Annotated in this window: 21 protein-coding genes; 2 read left to right on the top strand and 19 right to left on the bottom strand. The window is 41.6% G+C overall.

The annotated features are described in order from the left end of the window. Nucleotides 1-240: 240 nt before the first annotated feature. The 18 genes from ISP07_RS19225 to mnmE all read right to left on the bottom strand — a co-directional run bounded on the left by ISP07_RS19225 (nt 241) and on the right by mnmE (nt 18,922). Nucleotides 241-2,079 carry a choice-of-anchor I family protein gene (locus ISP07_RS19225; RefSeq protein WP_209328586.1) on the bottom strand — a complete coding sequence of 613 codons (1,839 nt, stop codon included), beginning with the start codon at nt 2,077-2,079 and terminating at the stop codon, nt 241-243. 143 nt (nt 2,080-2,222) lie between these two features. Then, nucleotides 2,223-3,581, bottom strand: a complete 1,359-nt coding sequence (glmU, locus tag ISP07_RS19220; protein WP_209328585.1) for a bifunctional UDP-N-acetylglucosamine diphosphorylase/glucosamine-1-phosphate N-acetyltransferase GlmU — start codon at nt 3,579-3,581, stop codon at nt 2,223-2,225. Between the two features lie 272 nt (nt 3,582-3,853). Then, nucleotides 3,854-4,276, bottom strand: coding sequence for a F0F1 ATP synthase subunit epsilon (locus ISP07_RS19215; protein ID WP_054554812.1), 423 nt, complete (start codon nt 4,274-4,276; stop codon nt 3,854-3,856). 13 nt (nt 4,277-4,289) lie between these two features. Then, nucleotides 4,290-5,675, bottom strand: coding sequence for a F0F1 ATP synthase subunit beta (atpD, locus tag ISP07_RS19210; RefSeq protein ID WP_054554811.1), 1,386 nt, complete (start codon nt 5,673-5,675; stop codon nt 4,290-4,292). Between the two features lie 32 nt (nt 5,676-5,707). Next, nucleotides 5,708-6,568, bottom strand: coding sequence for a F0F1 ATP synthase subunit gamma (gene atpG, locus ISP07_RS19205; protein ID WP_054554810.1), 861 nt, complete (start codon nt 6,566-6,568; stop codon nt 5,708-5,710). 59 nt (nt 6,569-6,627) lie between these two features. Then, on the bottom strand, nt 6,628-8,169 hold the full coding sequence (gene atpA / locus ISP07_RS19200) for a F0F1 ATP synthase subunit alpha (RefSeq protein WP_054554809.1): 1,542 nt from the start codon (nt 8,167-8,169) through the stop codon (nt 6,628-6,630). Nucleotides 8,170-8,183: 14 nt separating this feature from the next. After that, entirely contained in the window at nt 8,184-8,717 is a 534-nt protein-coding gene (gene atpH, locus ISP07_RS19195; protein WP_054554808.1) for a F0F1 ATP synthase subunit delta, read from the bottom strand. Between the two features lie 16 nt (nt 8,718-8,733). After that, complete coding sequence (atpF, locus tag ISP07_RS19190; protein ID WP_054554807.1) at nt 8,734-9,204, bottom strand: F0F1 ATP synthase subunit B; 471 nt, start codon at nt 9,202-9,204, stop codon at nt 8,734-8,736. Nucleotides 9,205-9,246: 42 nt separating this feature from the next. Continuing rightward, nucleotides 9,247-9,480, bottom strand: a complete 234-nt coding sequence (atpE, locus tag ISP07_RS19185) for a F0F1 ATP synthase subunit C (RefSeq protein ID WP_004335261.1) — start codon at nt 9,478-9,480, stop codon at nt 9,247-9,249. 56 nt (nt 9,481-9,536) lie between these two features. After that, a complete protein-coding gene (atpB, locus tag ISP07_RS19180; RefSeq protein ID WP_054554806.1) occupies nt 9,537-10,394 on the bottom strand; it encodes a F0F1 ATP synthase subunit A in 858 nt (285 codons plus the stop codon). Nucleotides 10,395-10,409: 15 nt separating this feature from the next. Further along, nucleotides 10,410-10,790, bottom strand: a complete 381-nt coding sequence (locus ISP07_RS19175; protein WP_054554805.1) for an ATP synthase subunit I — start codon at nt 10,788-10,790, stop codon at nt 10,410-10,412. A gap of 159 nt (nt 10,791-10,949) precedes the next feature. Continuing rightward, a complete protein-coding gene (locus ISP07_RS19170; protein WP_209328584.1) occupies nt 10,950-11,861 on the bottom strand; it encodes a ParB/RepB/Spo0J family partition protein in 912 nt (303 codons plus the stop codon). A 20-nt stretch (nt 11,862-11,881) separates the two neighbouring features. Next, nucleotides 11,882-12,667, bottom strand: coding sequence for a ParA family protein (locus tag ISP07_RS19165; RefSeq protein WP_054554803.1), 786 nt, complete (start codon nt 12,665-12,667; stop codon nt 11,882-11,884). Between the two features lie 13 nt (nt 12,668-12,680). Beyond that, nucleotides 12,681-13,301 carry a 16S rRNA (guanine(527)-N(7))-methyltransferase RsmG gene (gene rsmG / locus ISP07_RS19160; protein WP_209328583.1) on the bottom strand — a complete coding sequence of 207 codons (621 nt, stop codon included), beginning with the start codon at nt 13,299-13,301 and terminating at the stop codon, nt 12,681-12,683. A gap of 15 nt (nt 13,302-13,316) precedes the next feature. After that, nucleotides 13,317-15,206 carry a tRNA uridine-5-carboxymethylaminomethyl(34) synthesis enzyme MnmG gene (gene mnmG, locus ISP07_RS19155; RefSeq protein ID WP_209328582.1) on the bottom strand — a complete coding sequence of 630 codons (1,890 nt, stop codon included), beginning with the start codon at nt 15,204-15,206 and terminating at the stop codon, nt 13,317-13,319. A gap of 429 nt (nt 15,207-15,635) precedes the next feature. Next, nucleotides 15,636-16,085: an FMN-binding protein MioC gene (gene mioC, locus ISP07_RS19150; RefSeq protein ID WP_209328581.1), complete on the bottom strand. Its 450-nt coding sequence runs from the start codon at nt 16,083-16,085 to the stop codon at nt 15,636-15,638. Nucleotides 16,086-16,671: 586 nt separating this feature from the next. Then, nucleotides 16,672-17,412, bottom strand: coding sequence for an isocitrate lyase/PEP mutase family protein (locus tag ISP07_RS19145; protein ID WP_209328580.1), 741 nt, complete (start codon nt 17,410-17,412; stop codon nt 16,672-16,674). Nucleotides 17,413-17,557: 145 nt separating this feature from the next. After that, on the bottom strand, nt 17,558-18,922 hold the full coding sequence (gene mnmE, locus ISP07_RS19140) for a tRNA uridine-5-carboxymethylaminomethyl(34) synthesis GTPase MnmE (protein WP_209328579.1): 1,365 nt from the start codon (nt 18,920-18,922) through the stop codon (nt 17,558-17,560). Nucleotides 18,923-19,131: 209 nt separating this feature from the next. Here mnmE and ISP07_RS19135 point away from each other — a divergent pair, with 209 nt between their 5' ends. Further along, complete coding sequence (locus ISP07_RS19135) at nt 19,132-21,279, top strand: TonB-dependent siderophore receptor (protein WP_209328578.1); 2,148 nt, start codon at nt 19,132-19,134, stop codon at nt 21,277-21,279. A 9-nt stretch (nt 21,280-21,288) separates the two neighbouring features. Then, nucleotides 21,289-22,494 (top strand): PepSY-associated TM helix domain-containing protein, encoded by a 1,206-nt coding sequence (locus tag ISP07_RS19130; protein ID WP_209328577.1) that lies wholly within the window; start codon nt 21,289-21,291, stop codon nt 22,492-22,494. A gap of 60 nt (nt 22,495-22,554) precedes the next feature. On the opposite strand, the gene yidC is transcribed toward ISP07_RS19130, so the two are convergent. Then, nucleotides 22,555-24,186, bottom strand: coding sequence for a membrane protein insertase YidC (gene yidC, locus ISP07_RS19125; RefSeq protein ID WP_209328576.1), 1,632 nt, complete (start codon nt 24,184-24,186; stop codon nt 22,555-22,557). Nucleotides 24,187-24,193: the final 7 nt, after the last annotated feature.

Genomic DNA, 24,193 nt, shown 5'->3' with positions numbered 1-24,193 from the left:
AGCGCTTTTCATTGCTGCCCGCCGTGTCAGTGGATGCGCATTATAGGGATGCGAAGAATTAACGCAAGCACTTTTTGAAGGTTTTTTTGAATATTTTCAAATTAGTACAATAACCATACAAATAAAGGGCTACAGAGGGGTTTTAGCTCAAAAAGCAGTCATTTTTGTGAGGATAAAATGGCATAGAAAAAGCGACATACATTAAATTAGCTATGTCGCTTTTTATTTTTATAAGGCGGATTAGTTAGTAGAAATTTCCCAAACAGCGATTGAACCTGAAATTTCATTACCAACAACGAGCAATGCTTCATTCGTTGCACTTTGTTCTGCAGGTATAAATGCCATACCTTCAGGAGCAAGATCACCTGTTATATCTGCATCAGCTTCTAGGCCACGATTAAAAAAGTAATCTTGGAATGTCACATTGTATGGATTAGTAATATCAAACACCATAATGCCACCCATACGCTCTAACCCGATAAATGCAAATGTACGTTCGCCAATCGTACCCAGTGCTAACGCTTCTGGTTCTGCACCTTTGTCATCAGAGCGACTATCACCGTCATTTTCATCTTCGTTATTATTGAATGCTGCTCCGTGAACTGATGCAGTAATACGTGAGATTTGATCGCCCGAGTCAAAAACCACCATGCCGTTACTATCCCAGATAGTAAAAGAGCGGGCACCATATGCATAGAGTGATTCATATTCGCCATTATTATCTTCATCACCTTTAACAGTGGTCACTTTTAAACGGCCAATATCACTGTTGTCATTGTTCAGGTAATCAAAATTGCTTGCCAGTGTTAAGTCTTTAGCTCTGGTTTCATCTATATATGATAAACAACCATCATCTTCATCGTAATCTAGACCACCTTTTGCTAAACAATCAGCTTCGTCGGTTGTATCAAAGAAGTATTCTCGTGCATCACCTTCGTTCGCTGTGACAATAAAGTTAGCACCTTTCCAGCTAAAGCTTGAAATCGTATCTGGTTGATACATGCCATAGAGGCCAGGGTACGATTTAAAGTTAACGCCACCGTCTTTATCAGATGCATCAAAAAGTAAATTAGACCAATCTTTAAAACCTAATCCTTTAAGCTCGAGGCTATTATCTTCAAGATTGACGATAGCAAGGGCGTTATTTTCTTGTAGTGACACGTAGGCAAACTTATTGTCTTTTGAAATGCTGATGTATTCAGGTTCTAAATCCATTGCTACGGTTGTATTAATCAAGTTACCGTTGATTGTTCGACCTGTCGGGTTAGCAAATACAATCCCAAGTTCTTCAAGCTCTGCTTGTTTGTCATTATAAGCCGAAAAAGTAATGCTAATAGCAGTATCTGCAATTACACCATCATTAATATTAATAATGCTGATAGAGCCTTCAGGGTCAATGCTATAGTCACCATTAGGTTCACCTTCATTTGCAACCAGTACTTTATTGCCATCATGGCTAAAAGTAACCATGTCGGGCAGGGCGCCTACAGTGACATTTTTAATAAACTGAGGCTCGTCGCCACTAATATCATAAAATGCGATTAAACCGGCATCACCGGTATTACTTGCAGCCATTGCAACGGCTAAAAGTTCATTATTAGCATCAATAGCGATACTGTTTGCATCGCCCACACTGTGCTCATTAAGTGCAAGGGTAATCTCTGAGCTTAAATTAGTGCCGTTTATTACCCCTTCGTTATCTTTAACTAAAGCTGCACGGTCAAAGCTATCGGCTTTCATGATATTAACGACCGCAGAATCACCGGAACTATTGATAGCAAATATTCGTTGTTTAGATGCTTGGTAAGCAACAATTTCCGCAGCACCTTCAGGGCTTTCTGCGTTCAGCACTGCACGGCCGATAAGATTTATAGTTAAAGCAGCGTTTGCATCTGTACCACTTGTTCCGTCAGTTCCGTTTGCACCATCGGTGCCATTTACCCCATCAGTTCCATTAGTACCATTTTGACCTGCAGGACCTTGTTCACCTTGTAGGCCGTCTTTGCCGTCGTCACCGTCTAATGAGCAGCCAGAAAGAATGGTTAAAAGTGATAGCGCAATAATTGATCTTTTTAACATTATTATTTTTCCTTGGAGTTGTATTGAGGCAATTACAACACGCAGGCATTACAACTATATGGCACTTTTATGAGAACAAAATTTAGTCATAAAAAAAGCGAGTATAAACTCGCTTTTTATTTATAAATTAGTAGGGTAGCTCATTACTTTTTAGTTGGGCGCTTCCAACCAGTAAGGTTACGTTGTTTACCACGAGCGACTGCAAGCTGCTCATCTTCAACAGTATTAGTGATAACAGAGCCTGCGCCAATCGTTGCCATTGAGCCAATATTAACAGGGGCCACCAGTGATGAATTAGAACCGATAAAGGCGTTATCTCCAATAATGGTTTTTGATTTATTTACGCCATCATAGTTACAAGTAATAGTACCTGCGCCAATATTAACTTTTTCGCCAACTTCAGTGTCGCCTAAGTAGGTTAGGTGGTTTGCTTTTGAGCCTTTGCCTAAGCGAGTCTTTTTCATCTCAACGAAGTTACCAATGTGTGAGTCTTCTTCCATAATCGCACCAGGGCGAAGACGGGCATATGGGCCTAAAGTACATTTAGCAGCAACACTGGCTTCTTCAACAAGTGAGTTAGCTTTAATAACAACGTTATCGCCGATAGTACAATCTTTAAGTACGCAATTTGGCCCAATTTGTACGTTATTACCAAGCGTTACTTTACCTTCGAAAATAACATTAACGTCGATCAGTACGTCTTCGCCAGTCGTTACTTCACCACGTACATCAATACGAGCAGGATCAGCAAGTGTTGCGCCGTTTAGCATTAGCTCTTCTGCTTGCCATGCTTGGTATGCACGTTCAAGCGCTGAAAGTTGTACGCGATTATTAGCACCTTCAACTTCCATCGGATGCTCAGGCTGTGCAGAGGTAATTTCAACCCCTTCACTGTGTGCCATAGCTACAATATCTGTTAAGTAATATTCACCTTGGGCGTTATTGTTAGATAGGTTACCTAACCAACGTTTAAGTAGCGCACCATTAGCAGCCATAATACCGGTATTGATTTCTTTAATCGCAAGTTGCTCAGGTGAAGCGTCTTTTTGTTCAACAATACCGACTAGCTTGCCATTTTCACGGATCATTCGGCCATAACCCGATGGGTCATCTAAGGTAACCGTTAATACTGCTAAGCCTTTTTCTGGAGTCGCAGCAAGTAGCTTTTCTAAGGTCGCGCGTTTTGTTAGTGGCACATCACCATAGAGAATTAATACGGTGTCATCATCGGCAATATGTTCTTTAGCAACAGCAACAGCATGACCCGTACCGAGTTGTTCTTCTTGTAATACCCAGTTTACTTGGTTGTGCGATAGGGCTTCTTGAAGCTGATCACGGCCATGACCGTAAACAAGATTTGTTTCACGAGCGCCAAGGGCAGTGGCATTATCGATAACGTGCTGCACCATAGGTTTACCAGCAACTTTGTGTAATACCTTAGGTAGAGCAGAGCGCATACGGGTGCCTTTACCCGCAGCAAGAATAACGGTAGTCAGAGACATTAAAACAATATCCTTCTTTCTTTGTTTTAGGTGTGCAATATTTTGTGAGTTCTGGGAAACATACAAAGTTGTGTAAGTCACATCATGTGTAAATACTCAATCCTAATGTGTTGGACTGAACCTTGAATGAAACAGCTATTCACTATTAATTTACACTATTGTAGCGAGCTTTGATGAAGGATATAAGTATAAATATAAAGTAGGGCGCTAAGCGGTGAATTTTAGGCACAAAAAAGCCCACATTAAGTGGGCTTTTCGAAAACCGAGTAGGCTTACTTTTTACGTAATTGTTGAATTACGCGAAGTTGAGCGATTGCTTCAGCAAGTTGCACTGCAGCTTGTTGATAATCTAACTCAGCAGTTGACGTATTCGCCATTTGCTCTTCAGCATCACGTTTAGCTTTTTCAGCCGCTTGCTCGTCTAGGTCTTCACCACGTACTGCAGTATCTGCAAGAATCGTGATGCGATCCGGTTGAACTTCTAGCGTGCCGCCAGCAATATACATCACGTCTTCGTGACCAAATTGCTTAACTAAACGTACCATACCAGGTTTTAGGGCAGTTAATAATGGAGCGTGACCATAGTTAACACCAAGGTCACCTTCACTACCACTCACTTGAATCGATTCAACCAGACCAGAGAACAAGCTCTCTTCTGCGCTTACTACGTCAAGATGTACAGTCATAGCCGCCATACTACCCTCCTAATTACATGCTTTTGGCTTTTTCTTGAGCTTCTTCAATAGAGCCAACCATGTAGAACGCTTGCTCTGGCATATCATCAAACTCACCGTTTAAGATACCTTTGAAGCCAGCAATTGTGTCTTTAAGTGACACGTATTTACCAGGCGCGCCTGTGAATACTTCAGCAACGAAGAACGGCTGAGATAGGAAACGCTGGATTTTACGTGCACGAGATACAACTTGCTTATCTTCGTCAGAAAGCTCGTCCATACCTAGGATTGCGATGATGTCTTTAAGTTCTTTATAACGTTGAAGAACTGTTTGAACGCCACGCGCAGTATCGTAGTGCTCTTGACCGATTACTAGTGGGTCAAGTTGACGTGAAGATGAATCAAGTGGGTCTACCGCAGGGTAGATACCAAGTGAAGCGATATCACGAGAAAGTACTACTGTTGCATCTAAGTGAGCAAACGTTGTTGCTGGAGATGGGTCAGTTAAGTCATCCGCAGGTACGTATACCGCTTGGATTGAAGTGATTGAACCCGTCTTAGTAGATGCGATACGCTCTTGAAGTACACCCATTTCTTCAGCAAGAGTTGGTTGGTAACCTACTGCTGAAGGCATACGACCTAGAAGTGCTGATACCTCTGTACCCGCTAGAGTATAACGGTAGATGTTATCAACGAAGAAAAGTACGTCACGACCTTCGTCACGGAACTTCTCAGCCATAGTAAGACCAGTTAACGCTACGCGTAAACGGTTACCCGGTGGCTCATTCATTTGACCGTATACTAGAGATACTTTATCTAGTACGTTTGAGTCGTTCATCTCATGGTAGAAGTCATTACCCTCACGAGTACGCTCACCAACACCTGCGAATACTGAGTAACCGCTGTGCTCGATTGCGATGTTACGGATAAGTTCCATCATGTTTACGGTTTTACCAACACCGGCACCACCGAATAGACCAACTTTACCACCTTTAGCGAATGGACATACAAGGTCGATTACCTTGATACCAGTCTCTAAAAGTTCTACTGAACTTGATTGTTCTTCATAAGAAGGTGCTGCACGGTGAATAGACATACGCTCTTCTTCACCAATTGGACCAGCTTCATCAATAGGGTTACCTAATACGTCCATGATACGACCTAGTGTCTTCGTACCTACTGGAACGTGGATTGGCTGACCTGTACCTTCTACTGCAGTACCACGACGTAAACCGTCAGTAGTACCAAGTGCGATACCACGTACCACACCGCCACCTAGCTGTTGTTGAACTTCTAAAGTTAAACCAGCTAAGTCGCCATCTGTTACTTTTAGTGCGTCATATACGGCTGGCACGTTGTCTTGTGGAAATTCGATATCCACAACGGCGCCGATAATTTGGACGACCTTACCTAAACTCATGTCTATTCCTCTCATTAAACTTTGCCGAAGCGTTAAACTGCTGCCGAACCGCCAACAATCTCACTAATTTCTTGTGTGATTGCAGCTTGACGAGCCTTGTTATAAACAAGCTGTAACTCATCCATAAGGTCGCCAGCGTTGTCAGTTGCAGCTTTCATTGCAACCATACGGGCAGCCTGTTCAGAGGCAGCGTTCTCAACTACACCTTGGTATACTTGAGACTCAATAAAGCGTACTAACAGAGCTTCTAAAATCGCTTCTGGGTTTGGCTCATATAAGTAATCCCAAGAATGTTGAGATACTTCTTCTTCAGCTTTTGGCAAAGGGAGTAACTGATCGATTGTTGGCTCTTGCTTCATAGTATTAACGAACTTGTTAAATACTACGTATAAGCGGTCAATTTTACCTTCAGAGTATGCATCTAGCATTGTCTTTACAGGACCAATAACGTCTTGTAGTGAAGGTGTATCTCCTAAGTTCGCTTTTTTAGCGACTAACTTACCGCCAAAACGTTGGAAAAAGCCAGCTGCTTTGCTACCTAAAGTAGTAAATTCAGCTTCAACGCCTTTTTCTTTCCACGCTTTAACATCTAGGGCAACTTTTTTGAACTCGTTTGAGTTCAAGCCACCACATAGACCACGGTCAGTAGAGATAACAATATAACCAACTCGTTTTACTTCACGCTCTTCTAAGAAAGGGTGAGTAAAATCAAGATTCGCTTGAGCAACACGACCAATCACTTGGCGTAAGTTTTCAGCGTATGGACGGCTTGACGCCACACGTTCCTGCGCTTTTTTCATTTTAGACGCAGCAACCATTTCCATTGCGCTGGTGATCTTTTGAGTATTCTTGATACTCCCGATCTTGCTTTTAATCTCTTTTCCGCTGGCCATGACTCTCTCTCCGAATCAGGTGGGCTTTAGTTGCCTAAAGCTCACCATTCATAACTAAATTACCAAGTTTGCGTCGACTTGAACTTCTCTAGAAGTTCTTTAAGTTGAGCTTCAATCTCAGCGTTGTAGTTACCAGTTTCATTGATTTGAGCCATTAGCTCTGCGTATGTGCTGTTTGCATAAGAAATTAGGCCAGCTTCGAAATCCATGATTTTCGCGATTTCGATGTCTTTTAGGTAGCCTTTTTCAGCAGCAAATAGCGACAGAGACATTTCAGCAACAGACATTGGTGCGTACTGTTTCTGCTTCATTAGCTCTGTTACGCGCTCACCATGCTCTAATTGAGCACGTGTTGCATCGTCAAGGTCAGACGCGAACTGCGAGAACGCAGCTAATTCACGGTACTGAGCTAACGCTAGACGGATACCACCACCTAGTTTCTTAACGATTTTAGTTTGCGCTGCACCACCAACACGAGATACCGAGATACCAGCGTTAACAGCTGGACGGATACCTGAGTTGAATAAGTCAGTTTCTAAGAAGATCTGACCATCGGTGATAGAGATAACGTTTGTCGGTACGAACGCAGAAACGTCGCCGCCTTGAGTTTCAATGATTGGCAATGCCGTCAATGAACCTGTTTTACCTTTCACTTCACCATTAGTGAACTTCTCAACGTAATCAGCGTTTACACGTGATGCACGCTCTAGAAGACGTGAGTGAAGGTAGAATACGTCACCTGGGTATGCTTCACGGCCTGGTGGACGCTTAAGTAGTAATGAGATTTGACGGTAAGCAACAGCTTGCTTAGATAAATCATCATATACGATTAGCGCGTCTTCACCACGGTCACGGAAGTATTCACCCATAGTACAACCAGAGAATGGTGCTAGGTACTGAAGTGCCGCAGATTCAGAAGCAGATGCAACAACAACAATCGTGTTTTCTAATGCACCGTGCTCTTCTAATTTACGTACTACGTTAGCGATAGTAGATGCTTTTTGACCAACTGCAACGTACACACACTTAACGCCTGTACCTTTTTGGTTGATGATAGCATCGATTGCTAATGCAGTTTTACCAGTTTGGCGGTCACCGATCACAAGCTCACGTTGACCACGACCTACTGGGATCATCGCATCGATAGATTTATAACCAGTTTGTACTGGCTCATCTACTGATTGACGTTCGATAACGCCTGGTGCGATTTTCTCAACAGGTTCAAAACCGTCGTTATCTAAAGCGCCTTTACCGTCGATAGGTGCACCTAGTGTGTTAACAACACGACCAAGTAGACCACGACCAACAGGAACCTCTAGGATACGACCAGTTGATTTAACTTTTACGCCTTCTTTAAGGTCAGCGTAAGGACCCATTACTACAGCACCTACTGAGTCACGCTCAAGGTTTAGTGCGATAGCATAACGGTTGCCAGGAAGCTCAATCATCTCACCTTGCATACAGTCAGCAAGACCGTGGATGCGGATGATACCGTCAGTAACAGATACGATAGTACCTTCGTTACGAGCTTCACTTACAACTTCGAACTGCTCAATACGTTGTTTGATCAGATCTGAAATTTCAGTGGAATTAAGTTGCATGCTCTTTTTCCCAATTACGATTGTAGTGATGTAGCTAAGCGGGCTAATTTGCCACGTACTGAGCCGTCGATTACAGTGTCACCCGCCTTAATGATAAGACCGCCAACAACTGTAGTATCTTCACTACAATTCAGCTTAACTTTGCGTGCGAAACGTTTTTCAAGTGCCGCTACCAATGTTGCTTGCTGCTCAGCAGCAAGCGGTGTTGCAGAAATCACGTCAACGTCGATTTCTTTGTCGTAGTCCGCTTTAAATTCAGCGAATAACTCAGCAACAGCAGGCAGTGCAACTAAACGTCCATTTTCAGCCATCACCTTGATTAGGTTCTGACCTTGTTCGTTGAGCTGCTCTGCACAGATCTTGATAAACAGATCTGCTTGTTCAGTAGCAGTAGGCAATCCAGCTAGCGCGGCAGCGGCTTGCTCGTTGCTGGCAACATGGCCAGCAAAGAACAGCATGTCGTTCCAACTTTCAACAGTGCCTTTTTCAACGGCAAGTTCAAAAGCCGCTTTAGCGTATGGGCGAGCGATAGTAGCCAATTCAGACATGCTCATACCCTCCTAATTACAGCTCAGCGACAAGTTTTTCAACGATGTCACTGTGTGCGGCTTGATTGATTTCGCGCTCTAAAATTTTCTCAGCACCAACCACTGCCAGCGTCGCTACTTGTTTACGTAGTTCTTCTGTTACACGGTTACGCTCTGCTTCGATTTCAGAGTGCCCTTGAGCAATAATTTTTTCACGCTCTTGTTGACCACGAACAGTTTCTTCGTCAACGATTAGCGTGGCACGCTTTTTAGCTTGTTCAATGATATCAGCCGCTTGAGCTTTTGCCTCTTTAAGCTGCTCAGCAGCTTTCTTTTGCGCAAGTTCTAAGTCTTTTTCGGCTCTATCAGAGGCAGCTAAACCATCTTCGATTTTCTTCTGGCGAGCTTCAATTGCACCATTTAGTGGTGGCCATACGTATTTCATACAGAAAAGTACGAAAACCGTAAATGCAATTAATTCACCGATAAGAGTGGCTGTTAAGTTCACGACCGCTCCTCCTTAAAATAGTAAGCTGTTCAAAAAATAATATTAAAGTACGAACAACAATACCATTGCGATACCAACACCGATCATAGCTACGGCATCGATTAGACCAGCAAGGATGAACATCTTAACTTGTAATGAAGGTGCAAGTTCAGGTTGACGAGCACAAGCTTCTAGGAATTTACCACCCATGTTACCGAAGCCGATAGCAGTACCGATTGCACCGAAGCCGATAAGTAGAGCAACAGCGATATACTTAAGACCTAATACTAGTTCCATTTTTTTCTCCAAAGTTTCAATTGTAAATTAAAATTAAATTTTAAAAGTGTAAAAAATTAGTGATTATCTGAGCTTGCCATGCTTAGGTATACGATTGTAAGCATCATGAATACGAATGCTTGCAGTACGATTACTAAGATGTGGAATACAGCCCAAATAAAGTGCAACGGTAGTTGCATTAAACCAACTGCGCCGATCAAGATGAAAATCAACTCACCAGCATATAAGTTACCGAATAAACGCAGTGCTAACGAGAACGGCTTAGCAACTAAAGCGATTGTTTCTAGTAATAAGTTACATGGGATTAAGAACACCATCGCTAGCTTGTTATTAGAGCTGAACGGGTGAAGCGTTAATTCAGCTAAGAATCCGCCAATCCCTTTGATTTTGATTGCGTAACCGATCATCAGAATGAATACACCAATAGCAAGTGCAGCAGTCATGTTGATGTCTGTGGTAGGTACAATCTTCATGTAAACGTCGTGAGAATCCATACCAAATGCTTGCTCGCCAACGAAGCCAGCGAATGCAGGTAGGAAATCAACCGGAATCAAGTCCATTAAGTTCATTAAGAACACCCAAACGAAAATCGTTAGAGCTAATGGAGCGATTAATGCGCTTTTACCGTGGTATGTGTCACGTACGTTGTCGCCAACGAACTCAACGATCATTTCAATGAAACACTGAAATTTACCAGGTACACCGGTATTTGCTTTCTTAGCGGCACTACGGAAGATCCATAAAAATACAAGACCTAGACCGATTGACCATGCGAGGGTATCTATATTCCATGTCCAGAAACCACTGTCTGCACACGCTTTGTTGAAGGCAAGACCAGCGTCGGTCGAGCACATCTTAGCGTTAGTTAAGTGGTGCTGAATATGGCTTGATAGAGTTACTTCTTCTGCAGCCATGTTATATCCCAAAAGTTAATGATTAAAAAAAACGGGCGCAAACAATCCGCTAAATAACACCAATACATAAACACAGAAAAACGGTAATAAAACGACCGTGTAAGACTTCAGTATCAGTGCAAACAAAACGATTGTTAGCATAAATTTTAATCCGTTGCCGCGCTTTAGCGAGGCATACACTTGATTTACTCGACTTGCACCCATATAACGGAATGCATAGACAGCAAATACAAAATTAGGGAGTAGTGCAACAGCTCCGCCAGCAAGCGCTGACTGGCCGGCATTGACTCCCCAACCTATAAAAACAATTACTGCAGCGATTAATGCTACGATACCCTGAAGACAAATTAATTTAAATGCGGCAAGCCTATACGGCCTTGCTAACCTATTAGTCACGTTTTGTTAACCTTTAGAACGTTAAATTGTCAGGGTATGAAAACTGGCGAAATTATACTGATTCCTACCAGTTTTGCAACTTGAGTCGACCCTTTGTAGTGCAAAAACACCACAAATGTCTCTTTTTGGACATGTTATTAATTAATGACGGGAATAGTCTTAATTTATACGGCTTAAAATGCCATCTAGCTCATCAAGTGTTGTATACGAAATAACCAGCTTTCCCTTACCTTTTTTATTGTAGTTTATTTCTACTTTGGCGCCTAAATTTTCAGCAAGTTTTTGTTCTAACTGTTTGACATCAGGATCTTTTTCTTGCACTTCTTTTTTTGGCGCTGGTTCTAAAATAGAACGCACTAGCTTTTCGGTTTCGCGAACAGTTAACGCTTTAGCTACTGCTAGTCGTGCTGCATCTGATTGCGCTTCACCTTCAAGGCCTAATAAACAGCGTGCATGGCCCATTTCAATATCACCATGCTCTAACAAAATTTTTACATCTTCATTTAAATTATTTAAGCGAAGCAAATTTGTTACTGTTGTACGAGACTTGCCAACCGCTTCGGCGACCTGTTGATGGGTAAGTTCAAACTCATTTAGCAAACGATTTAATGCAATCGCTTCTTCCATCGCATTTAAGTCTTCACGTTGAATATTTTCAATCAATGCGATTGCAACGGCTGCTTCATCTGGTACATCTTTGATGATACATGGAACAGCATCTAATTTTGCAAGTTGAGCAGCACGCCAACGACGTTCACCAGCAATAATTTCATATTTGTCTGCACCAATTTGGCGCACAACAATTGGCTGAATGATGCCTTGAGCACGAATTGAGCTGGCTAACTCTTCTAGCGCTTCTTCAGACATGTCTTTACGCGGTTGATATTTACCCGATTGTAAAAACTCAATCGCTAATTTTTGCAGCTCACCTTTGCTTTGCTCTGCAACAACTTCAGAAACTTGCTCTGGTGTTGCTGTCGCTTGTTGCTGATTATTTGCACTTGGGGCAGGTTTTGATGAACTTAATAAAGCGTCGAGTCCTCGGCCTAAACCGCGTTTTTTAGCAGACATGTTATTTTTTTACCTCGAAGTTAGGCTACTGCTGAAGATGTTTTCTCTTTTCTACGTAACATTTCGCCGGCTAGGGCTAAGTAAGCTTTAGCACCACTTGATGCACGGTCATAATACATGGCAGGGGCACCAAAACTCGGCGCTTCTGCTAAACGGACATTACGTGGGATAACGGTACGATATACTTTATCGCCAAAATGTTGTTTGAGTTGTTCTGATACATCATTTGCAAGGCGATTGCGCGGATCATACATGGTGCGCAAAATCCCTTCAATTGTTAACGCAGGATTTACTAGCTTAGATAGCTGAGTAATGGTATCCATTAATGCCGTTAAACCTTCAAGGGCATAATACTCACATTGCATCGGAACTAAAATCGAATCTGCGGCAGCCATTGCATTAACAGTAAGCATGTTAAGTGAAGGCGGGCAGTCGATAAAAATGAAATCGTATTGATCTTGAATTTGTTCAAGCGCATTACGTAAACGCACTTCACGCGCAAACAATTCCATTAGTTTAACTTCAGCGGCAGTCACATCGCCATTAGCAGCAATTAAGTGATACTCACCTGAGGTTTCTTTATTGATCACTTCATCGATTGGTGTTTCTTCAATCAATAAATCGTAAATAGTCGCAACATCACCGTATTTATCGACACCACTACCCATGGTAGCGTTTCCTTGCGGATCAAGATCGATTAATAACACTTTACGCTTCGTCGCGGCCATCGATGCCGCGAGATTCACAGCGGTGGTTGTTTTACCAACACCACCTTTTTGGTTTGCTAATGCGATGACTTTTGCCACAGTGCTCTGATCCCTAGTCTTTAGATAGAATGATTAGATGTCTTTGCGCATCTAACTCAGGTACTTCCAAGCTGATTTTTTCATCAAACTTAATACCTTTAGGTAATGAGTCTAGTTCTTCGCTCGGAAATACGCCTTTTAAGGCGATAAATTTACCTGAATGATCAATCAAGTGCGCACACCAGTCAACCATATCTTGTAAAGAGGCGAATGCACGACTTAATACACCATCTAATTTAACACTTGGTTGATATTCTTCAACTCTAGACTGCACTGGGGTTACATTTTCAAGGCCAAGTGCATGTTTTACCTGCATCAAAAAGCGTACGCGTTTACCTAAACTATCTAACAATACAAATTGTGTTTCAGGTAAAGCGATGGCTAATACGATACCCGGTAAACCAGGACCCGTACCTACATCAATGTAATGTTTGCCTTTAAGGTGTGGTGCAACAACTAAGCTATCCATAATATGTTTAACCATCATTTCTTCAGGTAAACGAACAGAGGTTAAGTTATACGCTTTGTTCCACTTGTCTAATAATTCAACATATTGCACAAGTTGTTGTTGCTGTTTTTCTGTTAGCGCAATATCAGTTTGCGCTAACAGCGAAGTTAATTGTTGTTGTAACACTGTATTCCTCACCAACTACGCAGTCTTGCGCAGTAAGCCTTGCTTTTTCAGATAGACTAATAATAGCGAAATAGCAGCAGGGGTGATACCTGAAATACGTGACGCTTGGCCAATTGTATCTGGACGACTATCAGTAAGCTTTGCGATAACCTCATTTGATAAACCAGAAACAGTTGAATAATCAAAGTCTTTTGGTAATACAGTTTGTTCATGACGTAGCTGCTTATTGATCTCATCTTGCTGACGAGCAATATAGCCTGCGTACTTAGTATGGATCTCAACTTGCTCAAGTGCAGCTTGATTATCAAACTCAGAACCTAAACCATCAATTGCCATTAAATCGTTATAACGAATTTCAGGACGACGGATCAGATCTTCAAGGCTCGCTTCACGAGTCAGTGGTGTTTTTAATAACGCGTTTACTTGATCAACAGCAACGTGATCTTTGTGGATCCATGTTTCTTTTAAACGTTGCGTTTCTTTTTCGATGATTTCCATTTTTTCGTTAAAGGCAGCCCAACGAGCATCGTCAACTAAGCCAAGTTCACGGCCTTTCTCTGTTAAACGAATGTCGGCATTATCTTCACGAAGTAATAAACGGTATTCAGCACGGCTAGTAAACATACGGTACGGTTCTTTAGTACCTAATGTTGCTAGGTCGTCAATGAGTACACCTGTGTATGCTTCATCACGACGAGGTGTCCAAGACTCTTTGCCTTGTACTTGTAATGCGGCGTTCATACCCGCAATTAAACCTTGTGCGCCTGCTTCTTCGTAACCGGTTGTACCATTGATTTGGCCTGCGAAGAATAAACCATTAATAAACTTAGTTTCTAATGATTGCTTTAAGTCGCGCGGATCAAAGAAGTCATACTCAATCGCATAACCAGGACGACAAATATGTGCATTTTCAAAACCAGTGATTGATTGCACAATTTCAAGCTGTACATCAAACGGTAAGCTCGTTGAAATACCATTTGGATATAATTCGTATGATGTTAAACCTTCAGGCTCAACAAAGATTTGATGTTTGTCTTTATCAGCAAAACGTACGATCTTATCTTCGATTGAAGGGCAGTAACGTGGACCAATACCTTCAATTACACCTGAATACATAGGTGAGCGATGTAAGTTATTGCGGATCACTTCATGTGTTTTTTCATTTGTATAAGTGATGTAACACGGGATCTGCTGTGGGTGATCCGATTGTTTACCCATAAATGAGAATACAGGCGTAGGGGTATCACCAGGCTGTTCTTGCATCTTGCTAAAATCAACAGTTCGCGCATCAATACGAGGAGGCGTGCCTGTTTTTAAGCGATCAACACGGAAAGGTAGTTCACGTAATCGCTCTGCAAGTGCAATTGAAGGTGGATCACCGGCACGACCACCTTTGAAGTTCTCTAAACCAATATGGATCTGACCACCTAAGAAAGTACCTACGGTAAGAACCACAGAAGGCGCACTAAAACGAAGACCCATTTGCGTTACAACACCGATTACTCGATCACCTTCAACGATTAGATCGTCACATGATTGTTGGAAGATCTTTAAGTTTTCTTGATGTTGTAAAGTGTGTTGAATAGCTGCTTTATACAAAGCACGGTCAGCTTGAGCACGTGTAGCACGTACTGCAGGGCCTTTAGATGAGTTTAAAGTACGAAATTGAATACCGCCTTTATCAATAGCCTGAGCCATTGCACCACCAAGTGCATCGATCTCTTTAACTAAATGGCCTTTACCAATACCGCCAATTGCCGGATTACAAGACATTTGACCAAGGGTATCCATATTATGAGTTAGCAATAGGGTATTCATGCCCATGCGAGCAGATGCTAATGCAGCTTCAGTACCTGCATGTCCACCACCTACAACAATAACATCAAAACGTTCGTGAAAAATCATTTATGGGATCCTACTTAATCGACCAGCAAAACTTTGTAAAGGGAGCGTATTCTACCTAGAAATTTAGAGAAGATAAATGATTAAACAGTGCTCAAGATCTAAGTGGGTGATCTCTAATAATATAAAGGATCTTTTAAAGAGATCTTTTATTACTCTTACTACTAGTAACGGCTAGATCTGTTGATAATGTTCGCTTTACCATTTAAAACATGATCTTAACGCAGATCTAAAGGTGTTAATATGATCGGATCTTCCCGCGTAAAAGCTTTGATCAAAAGGGCTATTTATACACAGGGCAATATCGATTGGATCTTATCCAATGGATAAACTAGGTTAAAATCGCAGTTAGATCAGTGTTTATCCACAATCCGATCTAAATTATCAGTAAATTGTGGGTAACTTTTATAACAACGATCAACACCGATCGGCTTAATTGAGCCCTGCTGATTCGATCCAGCTTGGTAACCAGGCTAATGCCGTGTCTTCTGGCAATGCTTCATCAAGAATATTTAGCTCTAAGCGATCTGCCACGCGGTTTGCGCCTTTATTAGCTAATAACTCATCTAGATTACGACCTGCATAGTTATAGGTGTCGTAACTAGTGTCACCTAATCCGATCACACTGTAGTTTAATCCTTTAAGATCAGTCTGTTGGTTAATAGACTCAACAAATGGCAGTAGGTTCTCTGGGTAGTCTCCCGCGCCGTATGTAGAAGTACATAACAACCAAATAGTATCTTGCTGATCAATATCATCAAATACAGGCTGTTCATGAAGCTGCATTTGGATCCCTTGTTGTTCAAGGGCTTCTGCTAGTTGCTCTGCCACGTATTCTGCAGATCCCATTTGGCTGCCAACGATGATATTTACTGATTGCATGTGATTGATCATGTATAGAAATAAGTGGCCACATGATAACTAAGTTAGGGTGTGAGTAAAGCGTTGAATTACGATCTGAATAAGTTTTTCTGCTTAAAATGACAGCTTTAATTTAATACTTTTTATAATCTACTGTTTTTAATGGTTTTTTATATTTATTCATAAATTAAACCCTTTGATCAAGCTGTTAATAAATTTGGGGAAAGTTCTGATCAAGCTAAATATTGGAAACTGTATAACTTTGCTAAGTTGTTGATCTTTAATTATGTGTAAGCGCTTAATTTTTCAGATCTGATAAAAATAGTGAGTATGATCGTTTTGTGGATAGATCGCTTGTTGATAACGATCGGTTTGCAATTTGCGATCAATAAAATAGATCGAAAAAAACTTAAATAAGCGCTAATAAAGGCTGTTTTTAAGAAAATTAGTTATCAAAAAGGGCTGTTGTATGAAAATAAATTCAAATTTCCGCGTTTTTTTATGATCAAATCAGCCTTTAGATCTAAAAAAGCCCCAAATGTGGATAACATTTTTAGCTAAATTCGATCTTAAAAGCTGTTTTGATCTGATTTTTTAGCTCGATAAGTTAGTTTTCGATCTGAGTTAAACTGGTTTTTATCGTATTACCGACTAGATCATAGAGTGAATTACCCAATGAAAACCGTTTTGCACCACCAGCGAAAGCCGCTTTTGCTGAGTTAAAATTGTTCATTGCCATCACATTTAATGGCATATCTATTGTGTTAGCTAAGCTGGTTATGTGCTCCATGCTTGTTAAGCCGGGCACAAACAGACCGTCTGCACCTGCATCTTGATACGCTTTTGCTCGCTTTAATGTTGCTTGAAAAGGGGAGTCACTAACAAAGTAGGTATCGGTTCTGGCGTTTATAAATAAACCACCGAAGCCATTTTCGTTAAGTACTTTCTTTATTTCACTAATAATAGTGCATTGCTGCTCGGTAGATCTCAGTGCGTTAGTGTCTTTGTCTGAGTCTTCTATGTTGATGCCTACAACTCCTAATCTTGCTAACGCTAAAACGTTTTGGCTAATTTGCAGCGGATCGTTACTGTAGCCTGACTCTATATCCACAGAGAGTGGAATATGAATGTGTTCGGTTAAGCTTTTAACCAGCGCTAACTGAGTTTGAAAAGAGATGTTTTCACCATCAGCTAATCCTAAACTGGCAGCAATTCCCCAGCTGGTTGTTGCTACTGCTTTAGCTCCCGCAGCTTGGATGAATTGTGCTGAACTAAGATCCCACGCATTAGCAAGTATAAAGCCGCTTTGCTGGTGGTGTAATTGGTGAAAGAGTTGATATTTGTCCATGATGTCCTCCGTTTAACGACATCGCTAGACTAATTGATATGAGGTTAATTACTGGCTGGTTTCGGCCCTGAACCGATAATTGCTTACTGGACTAAAAACAAAAAAGAGTCTTGCGACTCTTTTTTATAATATTGATGACCGGAATTTATTTACCGATACAGAACGAACTAAAGATTTTCCCAAGCAAGTCATCAGAGGTAAATTCACCCGTTATCTCATTTAAGAACTGTTGCGTTAGGCGTAACTCTTCAGCCAATATCTCACCAGCAATATGCATCTCTAGTTGCTCTTTACCTGTGTTTAAATGATAGGCTGCGTGATCGAGTGCATCTAAGTGACGACGGCGTGCCATAAATCCACCTTCTGTGGCACCTTGGAAACCTATACATGCCTTTAAGTGAGTACGAACTAACTCTATACCCTCTGCATTTTTAGCACTTAAGCGGATCACTGGATATTGATCATGTTCATCCATACCGACATTTTCACCGGAAATATCGGCTTTATTTCGGATCACAGTAACACCCATACCCTCTGGTAACTTGGCCATAAACTCTGGCCAAATATCATGAGGGTCAGTGGCTGATGTGTCTGTGCCGTCTAACATAAATAGTACGCGATCGGCTTGGTTAATTTCATCCCATGCGCGTTCAATACCAATTTGCTCTACTTTATCTGGGCTTTCACGCAGGCCAGCGGTATCAATAATATGTAGTGGCATACCATCAATGTGGATATGTTCGCGTAATACGTCACGTGTTGTACCCGCTATTTCGGTAACGATGGCTGCATCACGGCCAGCTAACGCATTAAGTAGGCTTGATTTACCAGCGTTAGGGCGACCCGCAATAACAACACGCATACCTTCACGCATGATGCTACCTTGTTTAGCTTGCTGAGTTACATTCTCTAATTGAGCAATAATGGCATTGAGATCTGCGGATACTTTACCGTCTGATAAAAAGTCGATTTCTTCATCAGGAAAATCAATTGCGGCTTCAACATACATACGTAGGTGAATGACTTTCTCCACCAGCGTTTCGATGTGCTTAGAGAATTCACCTTGCAGTGATTGGAGGGCGCTTTTTGCTGCCTGTTCACTGGTTGCATTAATTAGATCAGCAATTGCCTCAGCTTGAGTTAAATCAAGCTTATCATTCATAAATGCGCGCTCAGAGAACTCACCTGGTTTTGCTAAACGTACACCGTCAATTTGGCTAATTTCTTTTAATAGCATATCTAATACGACAGGGCCGCCGTGACCTTGTAGTTCTAGTACGTCTTCGCCGGTAAATGAATTTGGCCCTTGAAAGTAAATAGCAATACCTTGGTCAAGCTGTTCACCGCTCAAGCTCTTAAATGGTACATAGTCTGCGTAACGTGTTTTAGGACAACGGCCAATAATCTGTTCTGCCACTGTTTTAGCTAAGCTGCCAGAGACGCGAATAATACCAACCCCACCACGTCCTGGTGCGGTCGCTTGTGCTGCAATTGTGTCTTGATTAATCATGCGATGAAATAATGCCAATAAAAGAATGAATGCTGGCTCTATTGTAACCTATGGCTTAATTTCATGCGAATAGCTGTTTAACGAATGAAGTAGTAGTTAGCTGATATTAGTAATACTTTATTTAGCTTTAATTAATAATAAACGACCATTGCAAATGATAATTATATTCATTACCATGTTGCGCATTCTAAATTTTATCGTTTTTTATTATGCGTCTTTCTGCTGTTTTTATTGCACTTGCTGCTGGTTTTTCGGGCGTTGCCCATGCTCAAACTGAAGTGACTACTTCGGATCAAAGTGATTCTAAAGAACTCGAAAAAATAGAAGTTGTTGGCCGTGCGTTCTCTTTATATCGCCCAACCGAGTCTAGCTTTGCTACTCGTACCAATACACCTTTAGAGAAAATTCCTCAGTCAATTCAAATTTTGCCGCAGGAGCTGATCAGTGATCAGGCTGCTCGCCAAATTACCGACCTTTATAGCACTATTGCTGGCGTTAATGCCTTTAGTTATTCGGGCGTTACATTTCGTGGCTTTCGCCAAGATGAGATTTTATATGATGGTGTAAAGGGCGACCCTTTCAATGGCTTTGCTGTACCGCAATTATTTAATATTGAACAAGTTGCGGTTTTAAAAGGACCTGCTGGCGCTATATACGGTAGTGGTAATCCGGGTGGTATTATTAACTATGTAACTAAGAAGCCTAAATTCACCAGTGAACACAGTATTGAAGTTGAAGTAGGTAATGATGACTTCTTCAGTGGTGCATTAGAAAGCACTGGAACATTGAGTGAATCACTTGATAATCATGCTTACCGTGTTGGTCTTTACCGTGATACTGAAAAGCCATTCCGTGCTAATACTAGCAGCGATAATACCATTGTTGATCTTGGTTATACGTGGCTTATCAACAGTGCAACCGAATTGACCACTCAGTATACCTATATAGAGCAAGAGTTGGGTGGGGCACGTTTACGTGGTGTGCCTGCTGATGATAATGGCAATTTTCTAACTGATATTAGCTGGAATCATAACGAGGCGACAGACTTTCAAAATGTTGAAGCCCATGTTTATCAGGCAACTTTAAAACATGAGTTTAATGATGTTTGGCGCACAGATGTCACAGCACGTTACTTTGATAACAAAGAAGTGCAAAACTACCATGAACCAAGAGGCCTCGTAGATACAGATGACGACGGTATTGTTGATTGGAGTCATCGTGAATTTCGTGATCAAGTACGTGAGAACGAAGGTTTTAGCTTAACAGCTAATGCGATTGCAGAATTTATAGTTGCAGACATGCAGCATCAAGTGTTGTTTGGTAGTGATTGGTATGAACATGATTTTGAAAGCGTTTACCGTACAGCTACGCAACAAAGTAAAGGTGGCCCAGTACCAGGACTTGATCTTAACAACCCTGAGTATGGTTTAACCTCTGCTGATGATTATAACCTTGATAGTATTACCCCACGGCTTGGTAAAACGAATAGCACCCGCTTTGGTGCCTACTTGCAAGATCAACTAGATATCACTGCTAATTGGAGTGTGACAGCTGGCTTAAGGTATGATCGTTTTGAAGATAAAGATCTGTTAAATCAAACCGAGTTTTCTGATAGCGACTTAACCTACCGTATTGGTACCAGCTATAACATTAATAATATGTTCTTCCCTTATGCGCTACATGGCACTGGCTTTGTGCCGCAAAGTGCGAGTAATCAAGAAACAGCAAAGGGCGGTCCGTTCTCGCCGGAGACTAGCCGCATTAACGAGTTAGGTTTAAGAACCAAGCTATTAGCAGACACACTTGCTGTTAATATGGCTGTGTACGATATTGTCCGCGAAAACATCCTGCAGCCTAGCTTATTAGGTGATGTTGCAGGTGACGGCGTTGATGACTTAGTTGCTGTTGGTGAAGTACAAAGTAAGGGCTTTGAACTTGAAGTGGTTGGTGACATCACTGAGCGCTGGGTAGTTACTGCAAGCTACGCTTATAATGATACCCGTATTACTAAAGCCAACGACAGTATTCGTAACCAAATTCCAGATAGCGATAAATTTGCTAACGCGCCGCAAAATACCCTAGGTATATGGACACGCTATGAGCTACCTAGCTTATCGTCATCTATTTCTGCTGGCTTAGATTATGTTGATGAACAGCTTAGTTTAGGTGGTCAACGTGTTAAACCTTACACTGTTTACAACATGGCGTGGCAAACAACCGTTGATAACTGGCAATGGCAGCTATCAGTTAAGAACCTATTTGATAAAGAATACGCAAGCAGTGGCTTTATCGAGCGAACAGGGCACTTTCCTGGTGAGCCACGCCGTGTCTATTTAAGTGCTAAATACAGTTTTTAATGGTGGCGTGTGAACGCTAAAAGTTGGTTTAACTTACATTCTTGGGCAGGACTCTTTGTTGGAGTCCTGCTTTTTGTTACCTGCGTATCGGGAACACTCGCTACGTTAAGTCATGAACTCGAGTACTTAACAGACGCTAAGTACCGTGCTTTAACTTCTTCTGCTTCGACTAACTACCCAGCTCTCGAAAACACCCTTAATAAGCATTATCCGCAAGCTCAGTTACTTTATATCCAACGTCATAAGCAAGATTACCTTGCCATTGAAGCGGCTCTTAAAGTCGGTGATTCATTTCGCTTTGTTTATTTAGATGCTGCAACGGGTCGCTTACTCGGTGAAGGAGAGTGGGCGCGGATATCGCGGTTTTTACGTAACTGGCATATGAACTTGTCGATGGGCTGGATGGGTAAACTAATCGTCACCAGTTTGAGTATTTTACTCGTTATTTTATTGGTCTCGAGTTTTTATGTGTATCGGCGCTGGTGGCAAGGCTTTATGAAAAAGCCTGCTGCGCTAAGCCTTGATAAACGTAGTAGTTGGTCTGATTGGCATAAGCTGTTAGGGCTTTGGAGTTTATGGTTTATTGCTGTGATGGCCATCACAGGGATTTGGTATCTGGTAGAACATGGGCTGCAAACTGCGAATGTACCTCACTATGTCTCTAGTCCACCAGCCGTGAGTGAGTTTAAGAAACAAAGCCCTCACAAAGATCTATCGCCAATTAGTTTAGCAGCTGCTTATGAAGCTGCTCAACAGGCATTTCCTAGCCTTGATATTCGCTATATTCGTTATCCTAATAAAGCGGATCAGCCTATTGAAGTACGTGGTTATAACGATGATATTTTACTGCGCCTACGTGCTAACCGAGTTTATTTAAAACCAAGTTCCGGTGAAGTTCTTGGTGTACAAAAAGGGGCAGAACTAAACCTGCTTCCACGAATTAAAGACACCGCTGATCCGCTTCACTTTGGTAACTTTTCAGGCATTGGTACCAAGCTTATTTGGGGGCTATTTGGTGCATTGATGAGCTTTGTAAGCGCTGCTGGCATCTATATGAGTTGGCTTAGGGTTAAGCGTAAATCAATGGCTGTAAAGTGGCTTGGTTTATCTGGGATGATTGCAATCGGTTTGGTAGTTGCTTCGTTATTAACAACGAGTTTGAGCTTTACTGAACGCAGTGTGCCCAATCAAGTTTATTCTCCTATTCTCGGTTAGCTATTTATTTTTAGGCATTAAAAAAGGCGCAGTTAGCGCCTTTTTTATTGGGTTAAGAGTTTAGCCTCTTACCTTAATACCTTTTTTCTCCATACCGCGGTAGATGATTAGCATCTGTGCGATTGAGATAAGGTTCGATACTAACCAGTAAAGTACTAGGCCAGATGGGAACCATAAGAAGAAAATAGAGAATACAACTGGCATAAAGGTCATCATTTTTTGCTGCATAGGGTCAGTAACCGTCATAGGTTGCAGCTTTTGAGTGATGAACATACTTAAACCAAATAAAACAGGTAATACGTAGTATGGGTCCATTGCTGATAAGTCATTTAACCATAAAACGAATTCAGCATGACGTAGCTCAGTTGATTCTAAGAATACGTAGAATAACGCTAAGAAGATTGGCATTTGTAGTAACAGTGGGAAACAGCCACCCATAGGGTTCACTTTTTCTTTGCGGTACATTTCCATCATAGCTTGACCGAATTTTTGACGGTCATCACCATACTTCTCTTTTAGGGCAGCCATTTTAGGCTGTAAGGCACGCATCTTAGCCATTGACGTGTATTGTGCTTTAGTAAGCGGGTACATTGCCGTTTTAACGATAACCGTGATTGCAATGATAGCTAGACCCCAGTTACCTAGGATGCTGTGTAACCACTTAAGTAGTACGAATAATGGTTGTGAGATAAACCATAACCAACCATAGTCTACAGTTAGGTCTAAGTCTGGGTGGATTGCTTCTAGTACGTCAGACTCTTTCGGGCCCATGTAATAAGTTGAGCTAAGTGTTGCTTGCGTACCAGCTTGTACGTTAACTGCTTCACCTTTAGTACCAATAATTGCCGCATTACCAGCAACTAATTTGCTGTAAAGGGTATTTTGTTGGTCTTGCTTTGGTACCCACGCACTTACAAAGTAGTGTTGGATAAATGCAATGTAGCCGCCAGCTGTAGTGATGTTAAGGTTTTTATCAGCCATGTCTGAGAAGCTGTACTTTTCGTATGGCTCTTCTTCAGTACCAAATGCTGCGCCTAAGTAGTTTTGATCTACTAAGCTACCTTTTTCTTGTACTGTGCGTTTTACTTGCGTGTATAACTGAACTTGAATTGGATCAGCTGTTACGTTGTTTACTGTGTACTCTAAATCTACAGCGTAGTCGCCTTTTCTGAAGATATAAGTTTTAGTAAACGTCACACCTTTACTGTCAGTAAACTCAAGTGGTACACGTAGCTCATCACCCGCTAAAGTGAATGCTTTTTGTGTGGTTTTATAAACAGGACGGCCAGCAACAGTTGCGTCAGGACCATTTAAACCAATTAAGCCACTTTGCGAGAAGTATTGCTTACCATCGAACTCACCTAATAGCATGTAAGGTGTGTTACTGCCTTTTTCTTCTTCGTACTGAAGTAAGTCTGTTTCAATGATGTCACCACCACGGGTGTCAATTTTAACAGTGAATACGTCAGTTGTTACATCGATAACTGAGCGCTTTGCTGTCGTTACAGCTGGAACTTCACCGTCAGATGATGCAGGAATAAAGTCATCAGATTCTGGTGTTGTTGCGCCTAGTGTTTGTGTTGTGGCACTTGGATCAGCCTTTGGTGCGTTGTAGTCGTTATTCCATTCTTGAAATAATAAAAACGACACAAGCATCAAGCCGATTAATAAAAACGTGCGTTGCGATTCCATAACAGCT

The sequence above is a fragment of the Pseudoalteromonas sp. PA2MD11 genome, from assembly GCF_017808125.1.
GTDB classification, from domain to species: Bacteria; Pseudomonadota; Gammaproteobacteria; order Enterobacterales; family Alteromonadaceae; genus Pseudoalteromonas; species Pseudoalteromonas simplex.
Note: the sequence above shows the minus strand (reverse complement) of the source record. Positions and strands in the feature narration are given on the sequence as shown.